General features: G+C 70.4%; 21 protein-coding genes and 1 pseudogene. 12 read left to right on the top strand and 10 right to left on the bottom strand.

The features are described from left to right. Nucleotides 1-127 precede the first annotated feature (127 nt). From AB0D49_RS26225 to AB0D49_RS26245, 5 genes and pseudogenes are all read right to left on the bottom strand, one after another. Entirely contained in the window at nucleotides 128-1,081 is a 954-nt protein-coding gene (locus tag AB0D49_RS26225) for a sigma-70 family RNA polymerase sigma factor (protein WP_362761648.1), read from the bottom strand. An 18-nt stretch (nucleotides 1,082-1,099) separates the two neighbouring features. After that, a complete protein-coding gene (locus AB0D49_RS26230; RefSeq protein WP_362761649.1) occupies nucleotides 1,100-2,299 on the bottom strand; it encodes an FAD-dependent oxidoreductase in 1,200 nt (399 codons plus the stop codon). 196 nt (nucleotides 2,300-2,495) lie between these two features. Next, entirely contained in the window at nucleotides 2,496-2,819 is a 324-nt protein-coding gene (locus tag AB0D49_RS26235) for a thioredoxin domain-containing protein (RefSeq protein WP_362761650.1), read from the bottom strand. Nucleotides 2,820-2,872: 53 nt separating this feature from the next. Next, complete coding sequence (locus AB0D49_RS26240; protein ID WP_362761652.1) at nucleotides 2,873-4,153, bottom strand: alkyl sulfatase dimerization domain-containing protein; 1,281 nt, start codon at nucleotides 4,151-4,153, stop codon at nucleotides 2,873-2,875. A 175-nt stretch (nucleotides 4,154-4,328) separates the two neighbouring features. Continuing rightward, a pseudogene (locus tag AB0D49_RS26245) lies at nucleotides 4,329-4,610 on the bottom strand (MBL fold metallo-hydrolase); the annotation flags it as partial. 827 nt (nucleotides 4,611-5,437) lie between these two features. On the opposite strand from AB0D49_RS26245, the gene AB0D49_RS26250 reads away from it, so the two are divergent. Next, the gene (locus AB0D49_RS26250) at nucleotides 5,438-5,887 is read left to right on the top strand and encodes an Asp23/Gls24 family envelope stress response protein (RefSeq protein WP_362761654.1); all 450 of its coding nucleotides are present in this window, start codon (nucleotides 5,438-5,440) and stop codon (nucleotides 5,885-5,887) included. A gap of 159 nt (nucleotides 5,888-6,046) precedes the next feature. Then, entirely contained in the window at nucleotides 6,047-7,138 is a 1,092-nt protein-coding gene (locus tag AB0D49_RS26255; RefSeq protein WP_362761656.1) for a MerR family transcriptional regulator, read from the top strand. Nucleotides 7,139-7,148: 10 nt separating this feature from the next. Here AB0D49_RS26255 and AB0D49_RS26260 read toward each other — a convergent pair whose 3' ends face one another. The 3 genes from AB0D49_RS26260 to AB0D49_RS26270 all read right to left on the bottom strand — a co-directional run bounded on the left by AB0D49_RS26260 (nucleotide 7,149) and on the right by AB0D49_RS26270 (nucleotide 9,520). Further along, nucleotides 7,149-7,514 carry an NUDIX domain-containing protein gene (locus tag AB0D49_RS26260; RefSeq protein WP_362761658.1) on the bottom strand — a complete coding sequence of 122 codons (366 nt, stop codon included), beginning with the start codon at nucleotides 7,512-7,514 and terminating at the stop codon, nucleotides 7,149-7,151. A gap of 17 nt (nucleotides 7,515-7,531) precedes the next feature. Beyond that, nucleotides 7,532-8,797: a cation:proton antiporter gene (locus tag AB0D49_RS26265; RefSeq protein WP_362761660.1), complete on the bottom strand. Its 1,266-nt coding sequence runs from the start codon at nucleotides 8,795-8,797 to the stop codon at nucleotides 7,532-7,534. A 240-nt stretch (nucleotides 8,798-9,037) separates the two neighbouring features. Then, entirely contained in the window at nucleotides 9,038-9,520 is a 483-nt protein-coding gene (locus AB0D49_RS26270; RefSeq protein WP_362761662.1) for a hypothetical protein, read from the bottom strand. 716 nt (nucleotides 9,521-10,236) lie between these two features. On the opposite strand from AB0D49_RS26270, the gene AB0D49_RS26275 reads away from it, so the two are divergent. The 6 genes from AB0D49_RS26275 to AB0D49_RS26300 all read left to right on the top strand — a co-directional run bounded on the left by AB0D49_RS26275 (nucleotide 10,237) and on the right by AB0D49_RS26300 (nucleotide 16,112). Further along, nucleotides 10,237-11,208 carry a ParB/RepB/Spo0J family partition protein gene (locus AB0D49_RS26275; RefSeq protein ID WP_362761664.1) on the top strand — a complete coding sequence of 324 codons (972 nt, stop codon included), beginning with the start codon at nucleotides 10,237-10,239 and terminating at the stop codon, nucleotides 11,206-11,208. Between the two features lie 56 nt (nucleotides 11,209-11,264). Then, complete coding sequence (gene glyA, locus AB0D49_RS26280) at nucleotides 11,265-12,506, top strand: serine hydroxymethyltransferase (RefSeq protein ID WP_362761666.1); 1,242 nt, start codon at nucleotides 11,265-11,267, stop codon at nucleotides 12,504-12,506. A gap of 275 nt (nucleotides 12,507-12,781) precedes the next feature. After that, nucleotides 12,782-13,051, top strand: a complete 270-nt coding sequence (locus AB0D49_RS26285; RefSeq protein ID WP_362761668.1) for an acyl carrier protein — start codon at nucleotides 12,782-12,784, stop codon at nucleotides 13,049-13,051. 12 nt (nucleotides 13,052-13,063) lie between these two features. Then, complete coding sequence (locus AB0D49_RS26290) at nucleotides 13,064-13,978, top strand: phytanoyl-CoA dioxygenase family protein (protein WP_362761670.1); 915 nt, start codon at nucleotides 13,064-13,066, stop codon at nucleotides 13,976-13,978. A gap of 38 nt (nucleotides 13,979-14,016) precedes the next feature. Next, nucleotides 14,017-14,886 (top strand): amidohydrolase family protein, encoded by an 870-nt coding sequence (locus tag AB0D49_RS26295; RefSeq protein ID WP_362761672.1) that lies wholly within the window; start codon nucleotides 14,017-14,019, stop codon nucleotides 14,884-14,886. 77 nt (nucleotides 14,887-14,963) lie between these two features. Next, on the top strand, nucleotides 14,964-16,112 hold the full coding sequence (locus tag AB0D49_RS26300) for an acyl-CoA dehydrogenase family protein (protein WP_362761673.1): 1,149 nt from the start codon (nucleotides 14,964-14,966) through the stop codon (nucleotides 16,110-16,112). A 24-nt stretch (nucleotides 16,113-16,136) separates the two neighbouring features. Here AB0D49_RS26300 and AB0D49_RS26305 read toward each other — a convergent pair whose 3' ends face one another. Then, a complete protein-coding gene (locus tag AB0D49_RS26305; RefSeq protein WP_362761675.1) occupies nucleotides 16,137-17,051 on the bottom strand; it encodes a hypothetical protein in 915 nt (304 codons plus the stop codon). A gap of 170 nt (nucleotides 17,052-17,221) precedes the next feature. Between AB0D49_RS26305 and AB0D49_RS26310 the strand changes: the two genes are divergently transcribed. Continuing rightward, entirely contained in the window at nucleotides 17,222-18,466 is a 1,245-nt protein-coding gene (locus tag AB0D49_RS26310; protein ID WP_362761677.1) for a benzoate/H(+) symporter BenE family transporter, read from the top strand. 76 nt (nucleotides 18,467-18,542) lie between these two features. Here AB0D49_RS26310 and AB0D49_RS26315 read toward each other — a convergent pair whose 3' ends face one another. After that, complete coding sequence (locus AB0D49_RS26315) at nucleotides 18,543-19,544, bottom strand: pyridoxal-phosphate dependent enzyme (protein WP_362761679.1); 1,002 nt, start codon at nucleotides 19,542-19,544, stop codon at nucleotides 18,543-18,545. 281 nt (nucleotides 19,545-19,825) lie between these two features. Between AB0D49_RS26315 and AB0D49_RS26320 the strand changes: the two genes are divergently transcribed. The 3 genes from AB0D49_RS26320 to AB0D49_RS26330 are packed head-to-tail and all read left to right on the top strand — an operon-like array spanning nucleotide 19,826 to nucleotide 24,270. Further along, on the top strand, nucleotides 19,826-21,490 hold the full coding sequence (locus AB0D49_RS26320) for a carbamoyltransferase N-terminal domain-containing protein (protein WP_362761681.1): 1,665 nt from the start codon (nucleotides 19,826-19,828) through the stop codon (nucleotides 21,488-21,490). 28 nt (nucleotides 21,491-21,518) lie between these two features. Beyond that, nucleotides 21,519-23,336: a non-ribosomal peptide synthetase gene (locus AB0D49_RS26325; protein WP_362761683.1), complete on the top strand. Its 1,818-nt coding sequence runs from the start codon at nucleotides 21,519-21,521 to the stop codon at nucleotides 23,334-23,336. Between the two features lie 4 nt (nucleotides 23,337-23,340). Continuing rightward, nucleotides 23,341-24,270, top strand: coding sequence for a chlorinating enzyme (locus AB0D49_RS26330; protein WP_362761685.1), 930 nt, complete (start codon nucleotides 23,341-23,343; stop codon nucleotides 24,268-24,270). Nucleotide 24,271 lies beyond the last annotated feature (1 nt).

Below are 24,271 nucleotides of genomic sequence, written 5' to 3' on the forward strand. Positions count from 1 at the left end.
TCTGTGAGGTCCGCTGAGCCACATTGAGTCCCCGGAGTGGTGGTCAGGGCTCCGCTCCGTTCGACGCGCTGTCCGAGTTCGTCCTGGCGTGAGCTACGGCGGGGCGGGTGGATGGACCGTCGGCTCATCACCACTCGCCGACGATCGGCGCCCCCGCTTCATGCCGCCCCCACGCCTCCGACAGCCGCCCCAGGCGCACGGGCGCCGCGATCCCCCGCACGGTGGCGATCCTCGTGTCGGTGATGTCGAAGGTCACGGCGCCGACGACCTGGTCGTCCCGGACGAAGAGAAGGGCGGGGGCGCCGTTGACGAGCGCGTAGTGGACGGCGGGTGTCCCCCCGGCGAGCCGCCGCTTCGCCGGGGTGGGCTTGAAACCGGCTCGGGCGACGGCGGCGACGCGCGATGCGGTGTCGTACCGCAGCAGTGTCGCGGTCAGCCCGGCTCCGTCGGAGATGGCGACGGCGTCGTCGGTGAGCAGCGCCACCAGCCGTTCGGTGCGGCCCGAGGAGGCGGCGGCGAGGAACTCCTCGACGATCCTGCGGGCCGCCGCCGGGTCGGCCTCGCCGTCGCCACGGCGCGCGGCGGTGATACGGCGCCGGGCCCGGTGCAGGTGCTGCTGGCTCGCGGACTCGGTGAGGCCGAGGATCTCGGCGATCTCGGCGTGGCTGTAGGAGAACGCCTCGCGCAGGACGTACACGGCCCGCTCATGGGGTGACAGGCGCTCCATGAGCAGCAGCACGGCCAGGGAGACCGATTCACGCTGCTCGAACGTGTCGGCCGGGCCCAGCATCGGGTCGCCGTCCAGGAGCGGTTCGGGCAGCCAGGCGCCGACGGACCGTTCCCGGCGGGCCTGTGCCGAGCGGAGCCGGTCCAGGCACAGGTGGGTGACCACCGTGGTGAGCCATGCTTCGGCCACCTCGATCCGCTGCCGGTCGGCGGCCTGCCAGCGCAGGAACGCGTCCTGCACGGTGTCCTCGGCATCGGCGGCGGAGCCCAGCAGCCGGTACGCCAGCGAGGCCAGCCGGTTCCGGCTCGCCTCGAACCGGTGGGTGCCGAAGTGATCCCTGGCGGTGCTGTCCACGCGGACCACCCTAGGTGCCTAGGCCACTGTCTGCGTGGCGGGTGCGTCCGGCGTGACGGTCAGGCGGTGCTTGCGCTGGGGCAGGCCGAACGTCGGGTGCGAGGTGCCCCACAGCGATGTCCTGATGATGGCCGCCTTGATCCGCGCGGCCTTCCGGCCGCCCATGTGCTTCGGCTTCGCCCGCCCCGTGCCGTCGATCGGCTGGAGGATGCCGTCCCGCCGTCCGAGGCTGATGTGGTGGAGCACATGGACCAGTTTGGTGTGCGGGACCTCATGACCGGTCAGGCGGCCGACGATCGCGGCGATGGCCTGCTTGCCGGTGTAGCCCGCCGAGGCACAGGACATCGGCAGCGGCCTGCCGTTGTCGCCGGTGATATGGGCGGCGTCGCCGATGGCGTAGACGTTCGCGTGGGACACCGACCGCATGGTGCGATCGACGACGATCTGACCGTTCGCGATGACCTCCAGCCCACCGGCGGCGGCGATCGGACCGGCCACGAACCCGGCCGTCCACACGGTCGCGTCGGACGCCAGGACGGTGCCGTCGGCGTTCAGCACGCGCATCGCCTCGACGGCTTCGACGCTGGTGTGCTCCACGACGGTGATGCCCAGCCGGTCGCAGGCCCGGCGCAGGTGGCGCCGGGCTCCGGCGGAGAGCCGGACGCCCAGCTCACCGGGGGCCACCAGCGTGGTCGACAGTCCGGGCCGGGCTTCGGCGATCTCCGTGGCGGTCTCGATGCCGGTCAGTCCGTCGCCGACGACCACCACACTGCCGCCTTCGCCCCGCCTGCCCAGGCCGTCCAGGCGCTCCCGCAGACGCAGCGCCGAGGGCCGGGCGGCGATGTCGAAGGCGTGCTCGGCCACGCCGGGGACACCGTGGTCGTCGCCGTGACTGCCGAGCGCGTAGAGGAGGGTGTCGTAGGCGAGTTCGCCGCCGCCGTCCGGGTCGGCCACGGCGACGACCTGCCGCCCGGGGTCGACTGCGGTGACCCGGGCCACCCGCAGCCGTATCCCGGTGCCCGCGAAGACATCGGACAGCTTCCGGGGCTCGACCCGGTGACCGGCCGCCAACTGGTGCAGCCGCATCCGCTCGACGAAGTCCGGCACCGCGTTGACCACGGTGATCTCGGTGTCCGCCGGGGACAGCCGACGGGCCAGGGTCCCGGCAGTGAAGGCCCCGGCATATCCGGCGCCCAGAACGACGATGCGATGCCTCATGTGTGGCTCCTGTCGGCTCGGCTCGCTTGTTCCTGGTGATTGAGCGGAGCGGCGCCCTGATTGCTGACAGGAGTTGTGTGTGACATGGGTCATAGGAGGGGGGCGCGTCGCAACGCCAACCGGACGGACGGCCCTGGGGCAACACCGTTGCCCCAGGGCCGGGGTAACACCGGTTGCGCTCCCCGCCGGGCGTGGGTCACAGATGGGGTTTGACCAGCTCCGCGACGTTCGCCTTCGTGGCCGGGCCGACGCGCGTGGCGACGATCTGCCCGTTCTTGAAGACATGCAACGTGGGGATGGCGGTGACGTTGTACTTGGGTCCGGTCTGCGGGCTCTCGTCGATGTCGAGCCGGGCGACGGTGAGCCGGCCGGTGAAGTCCTTCGCGGTGTCCGCGAGGACGGGATCCAGTGCCCGGCACACGGCGCTCCACTCGGCGCGGAAGGCGACGAGGACCGGGAGCTTGGACTTCAGGACGTCGGAACTGAAGCTGGTGTCCGTGACGATGACGACGGCACTCATATGTGGTTCTCCCCTGGGGTGACGGTGGTGGCCGACGGGTGTGCCCACCTGGGTCAGGGCAGGGTGAGGCTGAACCAGTACGCGAAGGTGTCGAGGAGGTCGTTGAGGGTGTTGAGCGGGTCCAGGCTGCCGGTGTCGACGGTGAGGTCGCCGTTGGTGGCGAGTTCGCCGGGGGTGGTGTTGCCGAGGGCGAGGTCGTTCAGGCCGTCGCGGGTGATGGTGTAGGTGGCGTCGGCGGTGTCCCCGTCGGCAGTGGCGGGGGTGTAGATGAGGACGCCGTTGCGGACCTGGACGGTGACCTGGTCGGGGTCGGTGGAGAGCCCCCCGGTGATGGTGAACCCGATGGTGAGGACGGTCTCCGCGGCGTCGGGGCCGTTGAGGCGGATGCCGATGTAGTCGAAGAGCATGTCCAGCGGCATCGCGGCGAGCACCGCGGGGGTGATGATCGGCTGGGACGGGGCGCCGGGGGGAATGCCGTCGTCGGGCAGACGCAGTTCGAAGGCCGCGGCGAGGTAGAAGTTCCGCCATGGGCCGCTCTCGGCCTGATAGCCGAGCTGTTCGAGGACGTCGGCCTCCAGCGTGCGGGCCTCGCGGTTGTCGCGGTCGGCGAAGACGACATGACTCAGCAGCTCGGCCGCCCACCGGTACTGGGTCGCCGTCGTCGCGCCCTCGAACGCCTCCCGGGCGATCTCCACGACCCGGTCCGCACCGCCGAGCGCTTCGACGTAGAGGGGGCCGACCTCCTCGGGCGGCAGGGTGTGCAGATGGGCGGCGTTTCCGTCGAACCAGCCCAGATAGCGCTGGTAGACGGCCTTGAGGTTGTGGTTGACGGTGCCGTAGTAGCCCCGGTTGAACCACCGGTCGGCGATGCTCGCGGGCACATTGGTGTCGAGATCCTCGGCGATCTCAAGCATGGTGCGGCCGTGGTTGGCCTGCCGCAGCGCCTGGTCGTGGAGGTAGCGGTACAGGTCCGCCTGGCTGTTGAGGAACGAGACGATCGCGTTCGGGGTCTCCTCCGTGTTCCAGCGGGGCCAGAAGTGGCTGGCGAACAGGACCTTGGAGCGGTCGCCGTACCACTCGATGGACTGCCGCAGATACTCCGACCACGCCTTGGCGTCCCGTACCTGGGCGCCGCGCAGGCTGTAGAGGTTGTGCAGGGTGGGGGTGGCGTTCTCCGCCATGCACACGGTCTCGATGTCGGGGAGGTAGAAGTTCATCTCCGACGGGGCTTCGGTGCCCGGGGTGAGCTGGAACTCCATGTTCACCGGCCCGAAGTGGTGCACCTTGCCCTTCTGGGCCCGAAGGGCGTTGACGGTGAACGTCGGGGCCAGCACCCCGGTGGTGCCGGTGGAGTTGGACTTGGCGAGTCCGGCGTCGACCTGCCCCCCGCTCCGAGCGCGGTAGCAGCGCGCCGTACATGAACAGGGCCCGGCGCACCATGGCGTTCCCGGCGTAGACGTTCTCGCTGATCGCGTGCTCCAGGAACCCCTCCGGCGCGATGATCTTCACGCCGTCGGGCAGCACGCCGTCCTCGAACAGGCCGAGGACACCGCCGTAGTGGTCGATGTGGGAGTGGGTGAAGAGGACCGCGCAGATGGTGCGTTCCTCGCCGCGCTCCTGACGGTAGAGCTGGAGCGCGGCGGTCGCGCACTCCTCGCTGACGAGCGGGTCGACGACCACGATCTCGTTCGACTCGCCGGTGGGGTCCTCCAGGAAGGAGATGTTCGACAGGTCCATCCCGCGGACCTGGTAGACCGCGTCCTTCACGACCTCGAACAGACCGGTGTACATGTTCAGCTTGGCGTTCCGCCACAGGCTCGGGTTGACCGTGTCCGGCGCCTGTCCCTCCAGGAACTTGTACGGCTCCAGCCGCCACACCGGGATGTTCGTCCCGGCCTTGTACACGGTGAAGTCCTCAGGTAACGCCACCAACTGCCCCTTGGCGGCCCGCAGTCGCTCCGGGTCGAGCTCCCACGGCGGTACGGCGATGGCGTCGTTGAGATCCTTCGTCAACGATGTCGCGGGCTGGGGCCTGTGTTCTGTTCCAGTCAACGGACACTGCCTCTCGCTCTGGCCGGGCGAGCCCGGCACGCACTGGTTCCCCGTTCAACCGCCATTCAGGGCCGAAACAGCAGGTCCGGAACGGCACGGACCCGGCGGCGGGATCGACCGCACGAATCCTGACAGCCCGTCATCAACCCCCACCAGAAGGAGAACCGGACAACCCACGTGCCCCGCACTCACTCCGCCACCGACGACCTGCCGGGATACGTCATGCCCCACCCGCACCTCAACACGCCGCCGTCTCATCAGCGTGACGTCGCACTCACGGGGCGCACAAAAGTGCGTCAGCGCTCTCGCGGCCGGGTGCGCCTCGGTGAGTACCGGCGTGAAGGGGCTGAGCGGTGGGGTGCTTCCCCGGGTCCGCCATGGGCCGCGCCTGGCGCGTCGGGACACGATCAGCGCTCGGGCACGGTGGGGCCCGTTATGCGCCGCCTTCCGCGCCGCTCGGCGACGGTGACGCGTCGGCCCCTGATGGCGAAACGCAACAAGCGGGCGCACAGTGGTGAGGGGGTTGTGTACGGGATTTCCGGAGCTTTGACTTCTGCGAGGTAGCGATGGCCGTATCTCAGAGTGAGAAGGCGGTAACGGACAGGAACAAGCGGGAGAAGGACGGCCTCCGCGGTACGACGACCATCGCGGACGGAGTCGTGTCGGCCATCGCCGGTATCGCGATCCGCGAGACCGACGGGGTGTTCTCGGTGGGCCGGGGCGCGGCGAAGGCGCTCGGGGCCGTCACCGGCAGGATGCCCGGCACATCCTCCGCCGATCGCAGCGTGAAGGTGGAAGTGGGCCGGAAACAGACCGCGATCGACGCCGATGTCCAGGTGGAGTACGGCGTCCCCATCCGGGAGCTGTCCAACGACATCAGGGCGAATGTCACGGACGCGGTGGAGACCATGACCGGCCTGGAAGTGGTCGAGGTCAACATCAATGTCTTCGATGTCCATACCCCGGAGGACGACGGCGGCGGGTCGGGCGAGGCGGACACGGGCCGGGTGCGGTAGGCGCCCACGGCGTGCCCCGGGGCTCCCGATCGCTCCCCCTGGGTGGGCGGCAGGGCAAGGCGTGGGCCGTGCCACGCCGGGCGGCGGCGGACATCAAGCACCTCCCCGCGAGGACCTCGCCGTTGACCTTCGAGTTGCTTGAAGCCCGATGATGGCGACGTGACACGTTCCGAACTGATGCCCATCGGGGTCTTCGCCCAGCACACCGGTCTGACCGCCAGCGCGCTGCGGTTCTACGCGGACTCCGGGCTGCTGCCCCCCGCCGAGACGGATCCCGTCTCGGGCTACCGCTACTACAGTCCCGCCCAGGTGGCGCGGGCGACCGCGCTGCGCCAGCTCCGCGAGATCTCGATGCCCCTCGCCACGGTCGAGGCGGTTCTGGACGGCGGGGCGGAGGCCAGGATCCGGCTGCTCGATGACCATGTCGCGCGGATCGCCGACGACGCGGCGGCGGCACGGCGGACGGCCGCCGCCCTCAAATCGGCGCTCGGCGCCCCCGCGCCGGGTCTGCTGATCGCCACGCTGAGAGGACCCGTGCTGGCGGACGCGGTCGAGCAGGTCCTGTCCGCGACCGCGCACGAACCCGGGATACCGGTACTCGCCGGACTGCACATCGAGGCCGGTCACGAGGCGATCACCCTGACGGCGACCGACCGCTACCGGCTGTCCACCCGGACCCTGGTCCCGGAGCGCCCGCCGGAGCAGACCTGGGTCGGCACGGTCGACGGCGACGACCTGCGGACCGCCCTCCCCACCGTCCGACGCGATGCGCTGGTCCGTGTCGAGGCGGTGCCGCACGGGATCTGGCTCCGTACGACCGGACGGGGCGACCGGCACTGCCGACTGCTGCCCGAGGAGTTCCCCGACCACCGGCAGATGCTCGCGTCCCTGGGCGAGGCCACCACCCGTGTGACCGTCGCCAAGGACGCGCTGCTGCGAGCCCTGGAAGAACACCCCGGCGAACGCGTCGCACTGCACCTCTGCGCACAAGGACTGGACATCCGGCCCCCGGACGACGACCGCCCCGGTACTCGGCTACCGGCCACCGTGACAGGCGGAGCCGTCCCGGTCCCTCACACCGTCCAGATCCACTTCGAGACGACGACGCTCTATCCCGCCGTGAGCACGGCGCTCGGCCCCGATGTGATGCTGGACCTCAGAGGACCCGACCGCCCCGTCACGATCCGCTCCGCCGACCGCGGTGACCTCACCACCCTGGCCATGCCCGTCCCGTCCCACCATCCGGCCTGAGAACGACACCTCAGGTCGCCGTCCGCCAGCCCGGGTCGACGCGGTCCAACCAGGCGTCCTGATCGTCGGCCAGGGGGTGGGCGAGGGGGAGGGGGAGGGTAGGAAACGGCATCGGAAGACGAGGCCGCCGTCCTCCCCATCGCCCGTGAGGCTTGTCCGCCACGGCGATCCGACGCACCACCCGCACCGCCGGCAGACCGGACTCCTCGGCGACCTCCCGGAGAACCGCCATCTCCAGCCCCTCCCCGGCCCGCACTCCTCCGGTGGGGACCTGAGTGCCCGCCTCCGGCATGTCCACATGGTCGAACACCAGAAGCTCGGGGACGACACGCTGCCGGACCACGTACGCGGCGACTCGGATTCTCGGTCGGGACATCTCGCCATTGTCCGCGGTCAGCCGAGCAGCGACCGCCCCGGCGCCGGGGCCGGCGACAGATCGGCGGGACCGCCATCCGCGCGCCGGCCCAGTATCCACGTCAGCAGCGGACCGGTCATCGCCGTCGTCACCACCGCCATCACCACCATGAGCGTGTACAACCTCGCGTCCAGGAAGCCCAGTTGCAGGCCCAGATTGAGCACGATCAGCTCGGTCAGTCCACGGGTGTTCATCAGCGTGGCCAGCGCCGCGGACTGCCGCCAGGGCATCCGGTTCACCCGTGCGGCGGCCAGCGCGCCCAGGAACTTCCCGCCCACCGCCACCAGCATGATCAGACCCAGGTCGCCCAGACCGGCCATGCCGACGCCGGACAGGTCGACCTGGAGACCGGCGACCAGGAAGAACACCGGCAGCAGCAGAGTGTCGCCCAACTGCCCGAGCCGCTGGTGCACATCGGTCCGCAACTGCCCGGCGCCGGAGCGCGGCAGCACCACGCCGAAGAGGAACGCGCCGAAGATGTAGTGCAGGCCCAGCCACTCCGTGGCGGCGGCGGACAGCAGCAGCCCGGCGAGCAGACAGGCGAAGAGCGCGGGCGTGAGGCGCGGCGTCGTACGCCGTTCGACCGCCCGGCGCAGCAGCGGACGGACCACGTACAGCATGAGGAGCAGGAAGGGGACGGCGAGCAGGATGCGCCACTGGTCGGGGCCCGCCGCGCCGCTGACGGCGACCACGGCGGCCAGCAGCGACCAGGCGAGGACATCGTCGTTGGCGGCGCAGGCCAGGGCCACCACCCCGAGCGGGCTACGGGACATGCCCCGGTCGGTGAGGATGCGGGCCAGCACCGGGAACGCGGTGATCGACATGGCGATGCCCATGAAGAGGATGAACGGCGTCCGGGCGCCGCCCTGGCCGTAGGAGTCGGTGAGATACAGGCCGAGCAGGGTCCCCAGCCCGAAGGGCAGCACGATCGAGCAGATCGCGACGCTGAGCGCGATGGCGCCGCTGCCGCGGATCAGGGCCGCGTCCCACTCCAGACCCACGATGAACATGAAGACCGCGACCCCCACCGCGGCCAGCGCGCTGAGCAGGGGGCGGGTCTCGGAGGGGAAGAGGACGTCGGAGATCGCCCCGCCGAAGAGGGTGGGGCCGAGCGCGATCCCGGCGAGGACCTCACCGATCACCGGTGGTTGGCCGAAACGCCGTGCCACCGCCCCGAAGAGCTTGGCGAGAAGCACCATGACGGCGAGACCGGCGAGTAGGGACGTGGTCTGTTCCGTGGTCATCAGAGGGGTCTCCGTTCCCAACTACCTGGTCCACGTGGAGGGGTGAGGGCGATCGGTGACGGTCGACTCGCCTACGGCCGCGCACGGAGTTCCGCGCGGTCCGGGGGAAGGAGGGGCGCGAGGAGATACGGTCCCGTTCGCCGGGAGTCGCGCGCCGCCGACGCCCAGATCAGAGCCCGTCAGCCAGATCGCGTCCGTCAGATCGGGTCCGTACGGTCGCGTCCGTCACGTCATGTCACGTCAGATCAGATCGACACGGACATTCAGCTCCGCCCGGTCCAGCGTCGCGTAACAGTACGACGCTCTCGCCGCCGAGATGACCGGTACCCCCGACGCCCTGGCCAGGATCGCGCAGTGACATGCCGCGAGCACCTCGGCGCCCGTGACACGGTGGTCCATGGCGGCGGCGTACAGCTGTCCGGCCGCGATCGTCTCCGTGGGGCTGAGGCTGACGAGTTCGGTGCCGCCCAGCTCCTGGAACCGGCGGACCGGGACGCCGGTGCCGTCCCGGTGGTCCTGGTCGCAGGACTCGTCCCAGCAGGTACGCATGGAGCAGGCGACGGCGAACGCCACGACCGGGGTGAGGAGGCGGATCGTCCCGGCCCGGGTCGCGTCGCCCAGTGCCCGTCCCGCCGGTGTGTGGCGCACGGCGATCCGGTACAGCGAGAACGGGTCGAGCACGGCGACACCGGTGGCCGCCAAGGGCTCGTCTCCGGCAGGCATGGCGTTCTCTCCTCTGTGGACGGGGCTCCCGGAGGGCGTGGGCAGCGACGGGGCGGGCGCCTCTCGGGAGGCCGGGCCGGAGAACACTCGGGCGGAACACGTCGGGCGGAACACGTCGGGCGGAACAAGTCGGGCGGAGCCCATCGGGCGGAGCGAGAAATACGGCGCCGGGACGAACAACTCGCGACGAACAACTCGGGCCGCACAACGCCGATGACTTTCCTCGACCGGGGTCCGGATGTCAACGGCTGATCGACAAGTCGGCCGAGCGGCCGGAAACATACCCAATTCACCATTCAATTGCGTGGGCACGACCGTCACCGCTCCTGACGGTCAAGTGGCGCATGGGGCATGGAATTACTCCTGATACACGGCCCGTGCGAGACGTATGCGCCGGAGCGCGCCACCACGGACCGGCCGTCCCTGTCAATGGCGTCAATTGATTTCGGGCCATACGCGGCGGCTGCGCTTATCTGGTCACCATGGGATGTCAGTTCGACAGGGATACGGGGTCTCATTAGAGTGCTGGAGTGCTGTCGGCAATCGATTGATCGTCCGTCGCCGGGGAGTTCCCATGGCCGTGTACGGGCGGGGCGTGAAGACCGCTTGAATCGAGGGGGCAGGTTTTGCTGCACACTTCTGACCGGCGGCAGGATTCTCTGGTCGGTGTCGATCCGATGGGCGATCCGATGGACGCCGTGGAGCCGGCTCGGCCCGTGAGTTCCGCGGACGGGACCCCGGAGGGGTCGGCGCCCTTGCGGCTGCCGATCAGGATGCTGGAGTCCGCCGATTCGCCACGGCTCGACGGCGAGGACGAGGACCACGTCCGGGCGTTGGCCGAACTGGACGAGGAGCAGCTGCCACCGGTGGTCGTACACCGCGCCACGATGCGGATCATCGACGGGCGGCACCGGGTACGGGCGTTGGAGCTGCGCGGCGTCGACACCGTACGGGTGTGCTTCGACGACGGCGGTGAGGACCCCTTCGTGCTGGCCGTGCAGCACAACGTCCGGCATGGACTGCCGCTCTCCCTGGTCGACCGTACCGCCGCCGCCGACCGGATCCTCGGCTCGCATCCGCACTGGTCCGACCGCAAGATCGCATCGGTCACCGGGCTGTCGGCGGGTACCGTCCGGGCGATCCGGGCGCGTTCGACTGACGATGCCGCGCAGTCGAACACACGGCTGGGCCGCGACGGAAGGCGGCGGCCCGTCGGTCCCAGCGCCGAGGGCCGGGTCCTGGCGGGCCAGTTGCTGCGCGAGAACCCGGACATGCCGTTGCGGCAGGTCGCCGCCGCGGCGGGCATCTCCCCGTCGACCGCGCTGGACGTACGCGACCGGGTGCGCGACGGCCGGGACCCCGTCCCCGCCAAACTCCGCGACGGTCACCACCGCAGGCGCAAGCGGTCCGCGCCCGACGCCTCCGTGCCCCAGCCCCGGGTCAACTGGGAGCTGGAGCTGAACCGGCTGCGTGTCGACCCCTCCCTGCGGTACACCGACACCGGGCGGGTCCTGCTGCGGCTGCTGGACGCCCGGCTGCTCAGCACCGACGAACGGGCCCTGCTGGCCACCGGAATCCCCTCCCACTGCACCACCACGGTGGCCAACCTCGCCCGTGTCCTCGGCGCCGCCTGGCAGCAGCTCGCCGCCGACCTCGAACAGCGCGACCAGAACGGGCACGAGTCCTGACGCCCCCTGCCCCGACCCCCTGCCCCTGATGCCCTTCCGTCACGGAGGACTACGCGGTGCGAGACCGGTTACGCGCGTACGACCCGGAGATCTTCGACGCGATCCTCGGCGAGGAGAACCGCCAGCAGACCGAGCTGGAACTGATCCCGTCGGAGAACTACACCTACCCGGAAGTGCTCACCGCACTGGGCACTGTGTTCACGAACAAGTACTCCGAGGGATACCCCGGCAACCGCTACTACGGCGGCCAGACCTACACCGACGTCATCGAACGGCTGGCCACCGCCCGCGCCCGCGCGCTGTTCGGCGCCGAGCACGCCAATGTGCAGGCACTGTCCGGTGCGGCCATGAACCAGACGGTGTACTACGGCCTTCTCGAACCCGGCGACTCCATCCTCGCGATGGACCTCACCCACGGCGGTCACCTCACGCATGGCTCTCCCGTCTCGCACATGGCCCGGGTGTTCTCCTTCCACCGCTACAAGGCCGACGCGAGCGGACGCATCGACTTCGACGAGGTCCAGCGCATCGCCGAGAAGGTCCGCCCGAAACTGGTCCTGTGCGGTCACTCCTCCTTCCCGCGCGATCTGGACTACGCCGGGTTCAAGCGGGTCGCCGACGCGGTCGGCGCGCTGACCATGGCAGATGTGTCGCACATCGGCGGGCTGATCGCGGGCGGGGCCGGACCCAACCCGCTGGACCACGGGTTCGACGTCATCACCACGACCACCCACAAGAGCCTGCGCGGTCCACGCGGCGGCCTGGTGCTGTCCCGGGCCGAGTTCGGCAGACGGATCGACAGGAGCGTGTTCCCGGGCCTCCAGGGCGGCCCGCACATGCATACGATCGCGGCCATCGCCGTCGCGCTGAAGAAGGCGGCGGAGCCGGAGTTCCGCGACTACGCGGCGCGGATCGTGTCCAACGCGCGGACGCTCGCCGACGGGCTGATCGAGCGCGGGGCGGAGCTGGTCACCGGCGGCACCGACAACCATCTGGTCGTGGTGGACACGGTCGCCTCCTTCGGACTGGAGGGCCGGCACGCGCAACGGCTCCTGGAGGAGGTCGGGCTCGCCACCAACAAGCAGCTCGTCCCGGACGACCCGCTGCCCGCCCAGCGCGCCAGCGGGGTCCGGCTCGGTACGCCCGCGGCGACGACCCGCGGCATGGGGGACCCGGAGATGACCGCGGTCGCCGACCTGTTCGTCCGCGCCCTGCGCCACCGGGACGACACCGGGGAGAGGGACGCCGTCCGCGCCGAGGTGCGGGAGCTGTGCGCCCGCTTTCCCGCGCCTGTCTGAGGAAGGGCACATACGGGGGAGGGAAGGGGGAAAACGGCCGGGAATTCTCCCCCGCTCCGTCCGGCGGCCCGCCGGCCGAACATTGAGTGCGCCAGACCCCCCGGGTAATATCGACGACCGCCGACGGAGCCGATGCGCCAAAGCCCCGGCTCCACGGATCTCATTCCCTGAATTCTCATAGACATCTCGGCGATACATTTCTCGGCGATTTTCTCGCCGTCGACCGCCCGAGCACCGCGCCCCGCGCCCCGCGCAACGCCTAGTGGGAAGTGCCGATGACGACTCCATTGACACCGTTCGACGAAGTGCTCCGGGTTCTGGTCGCGATGCTCGGCGAGGACGTGGCGGAGCGCCGGGCCGAACTGTCCGCGTCCACACCTCTCCAGTCCCTGGGGATGGATTCGATGAAATACATCAACCTCCTGCTGAGCCTGGAGGACAGCATCGGCAAGGAACTCGACGAGGTCGCCGAACATATCGAGCTGTCCGAGGTCGCCACGGTCGGCGATCTCGTCGCGCTCGTGGAACGGCTGCGGGATCTGTGACGGGAGCCGGTCATGAGTGACAGCCAGGACAACGGACCCGACGCGCGGACGCCGATGCCCTCGGCGCGGGACATCGCCTTCTACCGGGAGAACGGCTACTACGTCTCACCGAAGATCCTCAGCGACGACCTGATCGCCGCCGCGCTGGAGGGCAGCGAGCGGCTCTACCGGGGCGAGTACGACGAGCGCTTCCCCTGGAGCGACGACCCGAGCGTGGACCCCCACTTCGGCGTCCCCTTCACCGACCGCACCCGCAGCCGCGCCGACGGCTACGCCTCCTTCCACAGCCTCGCGCTGCGCGCGCTGGCCCGGCATCCCGTCGTCGCGTCGATCGCGGCCCGGCTCACCGGCGCCGACGAGATCAGATCCTGGAAGGACCAGCTCATCTACAAGGCACCGGCGAGCAGTCCCGCGCAGCACGAAGGGGTCACCGGGTTCCACCAGGACAAGCGGTACTGGCCGACCTGCCGCTCCGACCGCATGATCACGGCCTGGATACCGCTGCACGACTGCTCCACCCGCAACGGCTGCCTGGTGGTCATCAAGGGCAGCCACCGCTGGCGCAACAACCACGCGCTGGTCACCTTCGACGAGACGAACCAGGACTACATCAAGTCGAAGCTGATCAACAGCGAGGGCGACGAACTGATCGAGGTGCCGCTCGAACTCCGGCGCGGCCAGGTCAGCTTCCACGACTGCTACACCATCCACGGCAGCTACCCCAATGTCTCCGACCAGCCGAGGCGCGCCCTGTCGGTGCATCTCCAGGACGGCGAGAACCGCTACCGCGATCTCAGCTTCCTCGGCGGGGCGAAGCCCGCCTACCAGCACTCCCACGACCTCATCTGCCGGAGGTCGGACAAGGGTCTCCCCGACTACAGCGACCCGGAGATCTTCCCGACGCTCCATCGCGCCGCGGCCGGGTGACCTGGCGGCCCCCCCCACGACTCCGGAGACGGGCACCCGTGATCGACATCCATGTGCACCTGGCCGACGCGCGCTGTATCTCCCCGGGGTTCGTCGCGGGCATCGCCGACTCGATCGGCGACGACGACCGGGTCCGGCGTACGGTGCGGCTCTATCTGTCGGACCGCAACGGCAAGCGGCTGCTGTCGCAGATGGACACCTACGGCATCACCAAGTCGGTGCTGCTCATCGCCGACTTCGGTCCGGCGCTCGGCGAACCCCCAATGTCCATCGAGGAGGTGCACCAGCATCACGCGGCGGTCACCGCGGCGTCCGGCGGACGCCTGGCGTTCTTCGCGGGCTTCGACCCGGCGCGCGGACCGGAGGCGCTGGCCCTGGTCAAGCGCTGGACGGCGGAGCCCGGCTGCGAGGGCGTCAAGCTCTATCCGCCGTGCGGCTTCGAACTGGACGACGAACGGCTGCTGCCGCTCTGGCGGCACTGCAACGACCACGGCGTCCCGGTGCTGACCCACTCCGGACCCTCGCTGCCCGGACTCGGCACCTCCCGGCGCTACCCGCACAGTCTGGAGGGGATCGTCCGGCGCTTCCCCGATCTGCGGGTCGCGCTGGCCCACGGCATGGTGTGGGACCTGGAGGGGACCGTCCGGCTGCTGCTGGCGCACCCCGCCAACCTCTACGCGGACATCTCCTCCTTCCACCAGCTCTCCGGCCCCGGCCTGCACCTGCTGCTGGAGGGCTGCGCCAAGGTGCCCGACCAGGTGCTCTTCGGGTCCGACGCCCCGCTCTTCGACCTCTCCGGAAGCCTGCGGGCCAAGATCGAGGAGATGCGCGACCACCTGACCCCGGCCCAGCAGGATGGCCTCTTCGAGACGAACGCGCGAAGGTTCCTGTACGGCACCAGCGCCTGACGGCTTCGGCGTCAGCGCCGGACGACCCCCTCCCTCGCGTCCGGCGAGGGAGCCCCGGCCCGAGACGAGCGACGGGTGTGAGCGTGGACTCCATCTACTTCTCCCCGGAGGCGGACGCGTTCCGCGCGCGCACGCGCCGCTTCCTGGACGAGCACATCGCCCCGCGGCTGGACACCTGGGAGGCGGAGCGCCGTATCCCGCGCGAGGTGTGGAAGCTGTTCGCGGACGAAGCGCTGCTGGGGCCGCACTACCCCCGCGCCTACGGCGGCGCCGAGCTGCCGTTCTTCCACTCGGTGGCCTATCTGGAGGAACTGGGGCGGCTCGGCAGCGGCGGCTTCCGCGGCGCGCTGTCCGTCCACAGCTATATGGCGACCGCGTATCTGCACCTGGCGGGCGACCACCGGCAGAAGCTGGCGTACCTCAAGCCCGCCGTCGAGGGCGACATGATCGCCGCCCTCGCCATCACCGAGCCCCAGGCCGGTTCCGATGTGTCGGCCCTCGCCTGCACGGCCCGGCCCACCCCGGGCGGCGGATACGCGATCGACGGCACCAAGGCGTTCGTCACCAATGGGATGACCGCGGACTTCCTCGTCACCGCCGTCCGGACGGGCGAGAGCCCAGGACCCGGCGGCATCTCCCTCTTCGTGATCGACGCGCGGGCGCCGGGCGTCACCCGGACCCCCGTGGAGAAGCTGGGCTGGCACTGCTCCGACACCGCGACCGTGCGCTTCGAGGATGTCCGGGTGGCCGACGGCGGTCTCCTCGGACGGAAGAACTCCGGATTCGTATGGATCATGAAGGCGTTCGAGCTGGAGCGGGTCGCGGCGGCCGTCCTGGCGATCGGCGAGGCCGACCGCGCGCTCGAACTGGCCCGCCGGTACACCGCCGGACGCCAGGTCTTCGGCCGCCCGCTCACCAGCCACCAGATGGTACGGCACCGGCTGGCCGAGCTGATCAGCCAGGTGGAGGCGGCACGCCAGCTCACCTACCACGCGGCCTGGCTGTACAGCCGGGGCAGGCCCGCGATGTCCGCGTGCGCGATGGCGAAACTCCGCGCCACCGAGCTGGCCGTGGACGTGACCGGCCAGTGCCTCCAGCTCTTCGGCGGACACGGCTACCTCGATGAGGCGCCGATCGCCCGGCTGTTCCGGGACACCCGGCTGGACACCATCGCGGGCGGCGCCAGCGAGATCATGCGCGAGATCATCGCCGACACCGAGCTGTGAGGGCCCCCGGCCGCGTGGTGCCGGTCAGCACTTCTCCAGGACGAAGCAGCCCCACCGGAAGTAGCCCACCGTCAGACAGGTGAAGGTCGCCCCGGACGGCACGGGCGCCGAGGCCGCGTAGTCCATGAGGTTGATCAGGACGTCACAGGAGAAGACATGCCCGAGCCGCGCCAGATTGTCGAGGTAGAACCTGTCCCGGCCGGTGCCCAGCTCCCGCATCAGACCGCGCTGGATCAGCATGTTGTAGTTGCCGCTGAAGACCTTCTCCATCTTCTCCGGCGGGAACTCCGGCGGGATGGCCCGCCACAGCCGGCCCAGGTGCTTGACGGAGTTGTCCACGAAGGCGAGCACTCCGTAGGTCCGGGTGAGATGGGACAGGTCGCCGCTCGTCGCCAGATGCCGCAGCGCGTAGTCGCCGCCGGTCTTCGACAGCACGAACGACAGAGCGCCGTCGCTGAGGATGGACTCGGCGGAGTCCATGAACCGGTCGCGGTCCCGGGCGCACTTGTCGCCGACGACGATCAGCACCTCCGGGTAGTCGTTGGCGCGCAGCAGACTGCTGCCCAGTTCGAGGGCGGCCGACAGGTTGGAGCACTTGTTGAGGGTGACCCCGTACAGCTTGGCGTCGACCAGGTTGTGGTCACCGAGGATCCGCGCCACCTCGGGGTAGTCCAGACCCACCGCGTGAATGGAGTTGACGGTCGGCGCGAGCAGGACCGCGCCGATCCCGGACGGGTCGGCGCCACTCGTGCGCATGGTCTCGCCGACCGAGCGGCGGCACAGCTCCGGCAGGCTCAGCGGGCTCTTGCGGAAGTCGCGCAGACCGAGCCGGGTGAAGACCTGCACCTGCTCCGGATCGCCCTCCTCGATGTCGGTGAGCGGCACGGCGTCGCCCACGGTGTAGGCGAGACCGCGGAGGTACAGCGACGGTTCGGACATGTGCGCCACCATCCGTGAAGTGAGGCGGGAAACGCGAGGCGGGGAGCGCGGCGCCGGGCGGGACCGGGGGAGCGGACCGGGAACGGGCGGGGAACGGGCCGGGGCACGCCCGTCACCAGGCCGTCGGCACCGGCGGAGGGGCACATCTGCTCCGCTATGATCGCGGACTTATGAAGTCGCTGTCTCATGTGGCGCGGCAAACGGCTCCCCCCTCGGCCGTCGTCGCCGGCCTGATCGCCGTACTGGTCGGCACCGCCAGTTCCGCGGCCGTCGTGTTCACCGCCGCGGAGGCCGCGGGCGCCTCCGCCGACGAACTGGCCTCGTGGATGCTCTCGCTGGGCGTCGGCCTGGGCCTGACGAGCATAGGGCTGTCGCTGCGCTACCGCACTCCCGTGGTCACCGCGTGGTCCACACCGGGCGCCGCCGTGCTGGCCACCGCACTGGTCGGGGCCACCATGGCGCAGGCCGTCGGCGCGTTCCTGGTGTCGGCGGCGCTCATCACCATCAGCGGCCTCACCGGATGGTTCGCCCGGGTCATGGACCGTATCCCGGTCGCCCTCGCGTCGGGTCTGCTCGCCGGGATCCTCGTCAGCTTCGGGACCGAGCTGTTCAGCGCGATGCGCGGCAGCTTCGGCACGGTGTTCCCCATGTTCGCCGTCTATCTGCTGTGCCGCCGGTGGCTGCCCCGGTACGCGGTGGTCGCCGCCCTCGCCACCGGCGCCGTCGCCGCCTCGCTGTCCGGCACGGTCCACCTCGGCGGTGTGGATCTGGCGCTGGCCGCACCGGTCTTCACCGCGCCCGAGTTCTCCTGGCAGGTGATCGTCGGCGCCGGACTGCCGCTGTTCGTGGTGACCATGGCGTCCCAGAACCTGGCCGGAGTGGCGGTCCTGCGCAACGACGGCTACGACGTCCCCGTCTCCCCGCTGATCGGCTGGACCGGCGCGACCAACCTGCTGCTCGCCCCCTTCGGCTGCTTCGGGCTCAACCTCGCGGCCATCACCGCGGCGATCTGCACCGGCCCCCAGGCACACGAGGACCGCGACCGGCGCTTCCTCGCGGGCGTCTGGGTCGGGGTGTTCTACCTGATCATCGCCGCGTTCGGCGGCACCGTCGCGGCCCTGCTCATCGCCCTGCCGGAGCCCCTGATCGCCGGGATCGCGGGACTCGGGCTGCTCAGCACCATCATCAGCTCCCTGTCCTCGGCGCTCGCCGACGAGGACTGGCGGGAGTCCGCCGCGGTCACCTTCCTGGCGACCGCGTCCGGAGTGACCCTGCTGGGGGTCGGCTCCGCCTTCTGGGGTCTGCTCGCCGGTGTCCTCACCGCCGTGGTGATCGGCGGCTCGCGCACCCGCAAGGCGACCGTGACCGAGGAGCGGCCGACCGAGGCGGCCACGGCGGAGAGCCGGCCCCGCTGACGGAACGCGCCTCTTGGTGGGACGACCACCAAGAGGCGCGGGAGGGCGATCCTCCTCCGCTGGGGGGCAGCGCCTCCTAGCCGCTTACGGCGGCCCCCGTGACCAGCGGGACCGGACCGACCCCCACCCACCCCAGATACGCCTCCATGTCGACATTCCCACCGCACACGACGGTCGCCACCGATCTGCCCGCGAAGCGGTCCCGGTCCTCCAGGACCGCCGCGACGCCCAGCGCCGCCGACGGTTCGACGACCAGACCCGCGTGGTCCAGCAGCAGCCGCATCCCCCGCTTGATCGACGCCTCCTCCACCAGCACCGCGTCGTCGGCGACCACCAGGAGGTCCGCCAGGGCGTCCGGGTTCGGGACCCGCCCCGCCACACCGTCGGCGATGGTGTCCACCGACTCCGTGGTGAGTACGCTCCGGGCGTGCCAGGAGCGGGTCATCGCCGGTGCGCCCTGCGGCTGTACGCAGATCACCTCGGTCCCGGGCGCCAGCGACTTCACCGCGTACCCGACGCCACTGGCCAGCGCCCCGGTGCCGAGCGCCACCAGGACGGCGTCGAACCGCCCCGCGGCGGCGGCCAGTTCGACGCCGATGGTCGCCGCGCCGTCGCAGGTCCCGAGGTCCACACTGTCCTCGACGCGCGGGACACCACGCTCACGGGAGATGGCCGCCGCCCGCTCGCACGCCACGTCGTAGTCCCCGTCGACCAGCACCAGATCGGCGCCCAGGGCCCGGATGCGCTCCAGCTTGACGGCGGGGGCCGACCGGGACGCCACCACCGTGACGTCGATGCCCCGGCCGCGCCCCGACCACGCGAGGGCCTGGCCGAGATTGCCCGCGCTGGCACACACCACCGCGCTCAGCCCGCTCGCGGACAGCCGGCTCGCGATGATCTCCGTACCGCGCGCCTTGAAGCTGTGCACGGGATTCACGGTTTCGAGCTTGAGGCTCATGGCGCAGCCCAGTTCGGTGCCCAGACCGACACAGGGGTAGAGCGGGGAGTCGAGGAAAAGCGGGTCGATCGCTTGACGGGCCGCCTGTATTCGAGCTAAGTCGAGACGTGTTTTCAACATGCTTGAACAGTGTAGTTCAGGGTAGTTCAGGGAGTTGCCCGAAGACTTGCGCAACGACTTTGTCCAAGGACCCGGTCATGGGTTGGTCCGCGGACTTGTCCAAGGGCCTGTTCAAGGACTTGCGCTCCCTTGAACGGTCGCAATGCCGCCGGTAGCATCGGTTTCCGTGCTGCATGGCGGCACCGTCTGGTTCCAGGGCTTGCGCCCCCTTGGATGGCCGCAATTCCCGTCGGCAGCATCGGCCGCGGGCCACGAAGCATGGGACAACGAGATTCGAGGCCATGCGTAATCAAAAAACGGTATCGGTCGGCATCAAGCTGAGCCATGACGGCGGCGTCGCGCTATTCGAGGACAATCGCCTCGTCAGCTGCCATGAAATGGAAAAGATCGACAACAATCCCCGCTACTCGGAATTCCGGCTGTCCCGGGGCGAGCTGACGGACCTGCTTCGTGGCGTCGGCTACGACTGGGGCGAGGTGGACTCCCTCGTCGTCGACGGCTGGCACACCACACCGTTCACCGTCACCCTGGGCGGCGAGGCGGTCCCCTTCGAGGTCGCCGAGTACGGCCATCTCTACCGCGCCGACGCCAACCCGCTCGCCGACCGGGCGCTGTTCAGCCCCTACTTCGAGCGGGAGTACACCAGCTACCACCACATCGCCGGGCACGTCTTCTCGTCGTACTGCTCCAGCCCGATGGCCGCACGCGGGGAGCCGTCGTACGTGCTGACCTGGGACGGGATGTCGTTCCCTCAGCTCTTTCACTACGACCGGGGCGGCAAGCTGGAGTGTCTGGGCCACCTCTTCCCGCTGAGCGGGTTCATCTACACCTACTTCGCCGCCAACTTCGAGCCCTACAAGGACTACCGCCCCAACGACCTCTCGCTCGCCGGGAAGTACATGGCGTACATCGCCAAGGGGCGCAGACAGCCGGCGCTGCTGGCGAGCTTCCACGCCGTCTTCGAGAAGCAGACCGCCCGGCACGGGCCGGTGACCACCCATGACCAGATGCTCGCCTTCGAGCGGGCCCTGCTGCTGAAACTGGTCTTCCGGGCCAAGGCCAGCGGCTTCGGCGACGAGGACATCCTCACCACCTTCCACTGCTTCCTCGAGGAGGTGCTGGTCCGCACCCTCGCCGCGCGCCTGGACGAGCTGGACAGGGGACCCCGCACCCTCTGCTACGCCGGTGGCTGCGCCCTGAACATCAAGTGGAACAGCGCCATCAGACGCTCCTGCGGCCTGACGGAGCTGTGGATACCCCCGTTCCCCAACGACGCGGGCAGCGCCATCGGCGCCGTGTGCAGCGACCTGGTCGCCCGGCACGGCCACGAGTCCATCGACTGGGACGTCTACAGCGGCCCCACGATCCGCGACCGCGCCTGGGACGCCGTCGGCTGGACCGCCCGCGACTGCACCCTCGCGGAGCTGGCCCGGCTCCTGCACGAGTCGCAGCAACCGGTCATCGTCCTCAACGGCCGCGCCGAACTCGGCCCGCGCGCCCTCGGCAACCGCAGCATCATGGCCGCGCCCACCTCACCGGAGATGAAGACCCTGCTCAACCGGATCAAGCGCCGCGAGTCGTACCGGCCGGTCGCGCCGATCTGCGCTGAGGAGGACGCGCCGCGCTTCTTCGAGCCCGGCACCCCGGACCCGTACATGCTGTACGACCACCGGGTGCGGCCGGAGGCGGTCGGGCTGCTGCCCGCGATCTGCCATCTCGACGGCACCGCCCGCCTCCAGACGGTCCACGCCCGGCAGAACCCGCAGATCCACGCCCTGCTGCGGCACTACGCGAAGCTCAGCGGCGTGCCGGTGCTGTGCAACACCAGCGCCAACGACCTCGGCTCCGGGTTCTTCCCCGATGTGCGCAGCGTCGCCGAGTGGGGCGCGGTGCAGCACATCTGGAGCGACGGAACGCTCCACACGCGCACCACGGACGCCACGTGACCGGTACGGGCCGGCAGGGGAGGAACTGATGTCGACCACCGCCAACGCCACCCCCGGATTCCGGGGCGGGCTCCATGAGGTCTTCCACCGCCAGGCGGGCGCGCTGCCCGCGCGGACCGCGGTCGAGTACGGCGACGAGAGCCTGACCTACCAGGAACTCGACCGCCTCTCCGACCGGCTCGCGGCACGGCTCGGCGCGCGAGGCGTACGGCCCGGCGACCTCGTCGGCCTGGCGTTCCCCCGGGGGACCGGCATGGTCGTCGCCCTGCTCGCCGTCCTGAAGACCGGCGCCGCCTATCTGCCCATCGACCCGGACCATCCGGCGCCCCGCGTCCGCCATATCGTCGGGCACAGCCGTGCCCGGTACGTCGTCGCCGACCCCGCCCTCGCGGACGGCTTCGACCAGCCCGGCGTCACGGTCGTCCGCCACGGACCCGGCGCCGCCCCCGACGACCCCCCGCCCGGATGGACCCCGGCGCAGGTCACCGCCGACACGCCCGCCTACGTCCTCTACACCTCCGGGACGACCGGCCGACCGCACGGCGTCGTCGTCACCCACGGCAACGTGGACCGGCTGTTCCGCGAGACCCGTCCCTGGTTCGGGTTCTCCCGCGACGACGTGTGGACCGTGTTCCACTCCCTCGCCTTCGACTTCTCCGTGTGGGAACTCTGGGGCGCCCTGCTGCACGGCGGCCGGGCCGTCGTCGTCCCCACCGCCACCACCCGCGCCCCCGAACGGTTCTACGACCTGGTCGCGGACCGGGCGGTGACCGTCCTGAGCCAGACACCGACCGCGTTCCGCGCCTTCGACGCCGTCGACGCCCGCCGCGGCGCCGCCCTCGCCCTGCGCCACACCGTGCTGGGCGGCGAGGCCCTGGACAAGGACTCCGCCGCGGCCTGGCTGACACGGCACGGCGAGGCGGGCCCCGGCCTGGTGAACATGTACGGGATCACCGAGACGACCGTGCATGTCACCTACCGGCCGCTGACGCCCGACCTGCTCACCGTGTCCCCGTACTCGCCCATCGGCCGCCCCATCCCCGACCTGACCCTGTGCCTCCTCGACGACCAGGGACGGCCGGTCGCCCCCGGCGAGACCGGCGAGATCCACGTCAGCGGCCCCGGTGTGGCGGCGGGCTACCTCCACGACCCGGAACTCACCGACGCCCGCTTCTCCCGCGCGGCCACCGGCGAGCGGACCTACCGCACCGGGGACCTCGGCGTCACCTACGACGGCACCGAGTACTACTTCGCCGGGCGTGCGGACCGCCAGATCAAGCTGCACGGCTACCGCATCGACCCGCGCGAGATCGAGGCCGCCGCCGACGCCCACCCGGACCTGTCCGGCTCCGTCGTACTCAAGGTGACACCCGCCGACGGCGAGGCCCACCTCGTCCTGTTCGCCCTGTCCCCGCACACGTCCACACCCGAGCGGCGCGCGGCGGCGCTGGCCCTGGTCCGCGCGTCACTGCCCGCCTACGCCTGCCCCGCGCAGTGCGTGCTGCTCACCGAGCACCCGAGGAACCACCACGGCAAGGCCGACCACGAGGCACTGCGCGCCGCCTACCTCGCCGAGGAGCGGGCGCCGCGGCCGGAGCCGGGGGACGACGACCCTGTGGCGCGGGTGCGGGCCATCTGGGAACAGGTGCTGGGACGCCCGGTGACCGCGTCGCGCACGGACTTCTTCGAGGACGGCGGCACCTCGCTCGACCTCATCCGGATCATGCAGGAGACCAGGAAACAGCTCTCCGTGGAGGTCGACCTCGGCGCGTTCGCCGACGGGCTGTCCTTCGACCTCTACGCCGACCACGTCGGCGAACGGTTCGCGACCAGGAACGGGAGTTGACGTCATGAGGGAGTTCAGCCTCACCCCCGGCGAGCTGGCCGACTTCCAGCGCAACGGCTACGCGGGGCCCTTCACGCTCTACGAACCCGACGAGATGGCCGCGCACTGGCGCCGCCAGCGGCTGAAGCTGCTCGACCGCAGCGACGCCGTCTACCAGGACGGCGAGGCGATCTCGGAGGGGACCAACATCTCCAACTACGACCGCCACCTCGACAACGAGTTCCTGGCCGAGCACATCGCCCGCCCGGAGATCGTGCACCGGGTGGCCAGCATCCTCGGGGACGACGTCATCTGCTGGCGCTCCGAGTTCTTCCCCAAGCACCCCGGCGACGAGGGCACCGACTGGCACCAGGCGGACACCTTCGCCAACGCGGGCGGCGAGCCGCAGATCGTCTGGGACGAGGACCGGGAGTACGGCGGCACCATCACTGTGTGGACCGCCTTCACCGAGGCGAGCACCGAGACCGCCTGCCTCCAGTTCATCCCGGGCACCCACCGGCAGATGTTCTACGACGAGACCCTCGGTATGCACTACGACCCGGAGGCCAACAAGAACAAGAGCAAGAACGGAGTGGCGCGCGGCTTCTTCGGCTACGACTACCGCCAGCTCCAGATCGACCCGGACTGGTCGCCCGACGAGAGCAAGGCCGTGTCGATGGAGATGCGGCCGGGGCAGTTCATCGTGTTCTGGTCGACGCTGATGCACGCCTCGCACGGTCACGCCGGGAAGACCCAGCAGATGCGTATGGGCTTCGCGGGCCGCTACGTCCCCGCGTCGGTGCACGTCTACCCGGGGCTCGACGAGATCCACGAGTACGGGGGGCGGATCTCGCTGGAGAACTTCGGGTGCGTGCTGGTGTCGGGCGAGGACCGGTACCGCCGCAACCGGCTGCTGACCCACACCACGACCGGCGTTCCCTTCGGCAAGAGCTGAC

It is taken from the genome of Streptomyces sp. NPDC048290 (assembly GCF_040652095.1).
Taxonomy (GTDB): domain Bacteria; phylum Actinomycetota; class Actinomycetes; order Streptomycetales; family Streptomycetaceae; genus Streptomyces.

Coding starts and splice junctions, on each gene's coding strand:
- AB0D49_RS26230 (WP_362761649.1), bottom strand. CDS start 2,299: ATGAGGCATCGCATCGTCGTTCTGGGCGCCGGATATGCCGGGGCCTTC.
- AB0D49_RS26235 (WP_362761650.1), bottom strand. CDS start 2,819: ATGAGTGCCGTCGTCATCGTCACGGACACCAGCTTCAGTTCCGACGTC.
- AB0D49_RS26250 (WP_362761654.1), top strand. CDS start 5,438: ATGGCCGTATCTCAGAGTGAGAAGGCGGTAACGGACAGGAACAAGCGG.
- AB0D49_RS26260 (WP_362761658.1), bottom strand. CDS start 7,514: ATGTCCCGACCGAGAATCCGAGTCGCCGCGTACGTGGTCCGGCAGCGT.
- AB0D49_RS26265 (WP_362761660.1), bottom strand. CDS start 8,797: ATGACCACGGAACAGACCACGTCCCTACTCGCCGGTCTCGCCGTCATG.
- AB0D49_RS26270 (WP_362761662.1), bottom strand. CDS start 9,520: ATGCCTGCCGGAGACGAGCCCTTGGCGGCCACCGGTGTCGCCGTGCTC.
- AB0D49_RS26285 (WP_362761668.1), top strand. CDS start 12,782: ATGACGACTCCATTGACACCGTTCGACGAAGTGCTCCGGGTTCTGGTC.
- AB0D49_RS26290 (WP_362761670.1), top strand. CDS start 13,064: ATGAGTGACAGCCAGGACAACGGACCCGACGCGCGGACGCCGATGCCC.
- AB0D49_RS26305 (WP_362761675.1), bottom strand. CDS start 17,051: ATGTCCGAACCGTCGCTGTACCTCCGCGGTCTCGCCTACACCGTGGGC.
- AB0D49_RS26310 (WP_362761677.1), top strand. CDS start 17,222: ATGAAGTCGCTGTCTCATGTGGCGCGGCAAACGGCTCCCCCCTCGGCC.
- AB0D49_RS26315 (WP_362761679.1), bottom strand. CDS start 19,544: ATGTTGAAAACACGTCTCGACTTAGCTCGAATACAGGCGGCCCGTCAA.
- AB0D49_RS26320 (WP_362761681.1), top strand. CDS start 19,826: ATGCGTAATCAAAAAACGGTATCGGTCGGCATCAAGCTGAGCCATGAC.
- AB0D49_RS26325 (WP_362761683.1), top strand. CDS start 21,519: ATGTCGACCACCGCCAACGCCACCCCCGGATTCCGGGGCGGGCTCCAT.
- AB0D49_RS26330 (WP_362761685.1), top strand. CDS start 23,341: ATGAGGGAGTTCAGCCTCACCCCCGGCGAGCTGGCCGACTTCCAGCGC.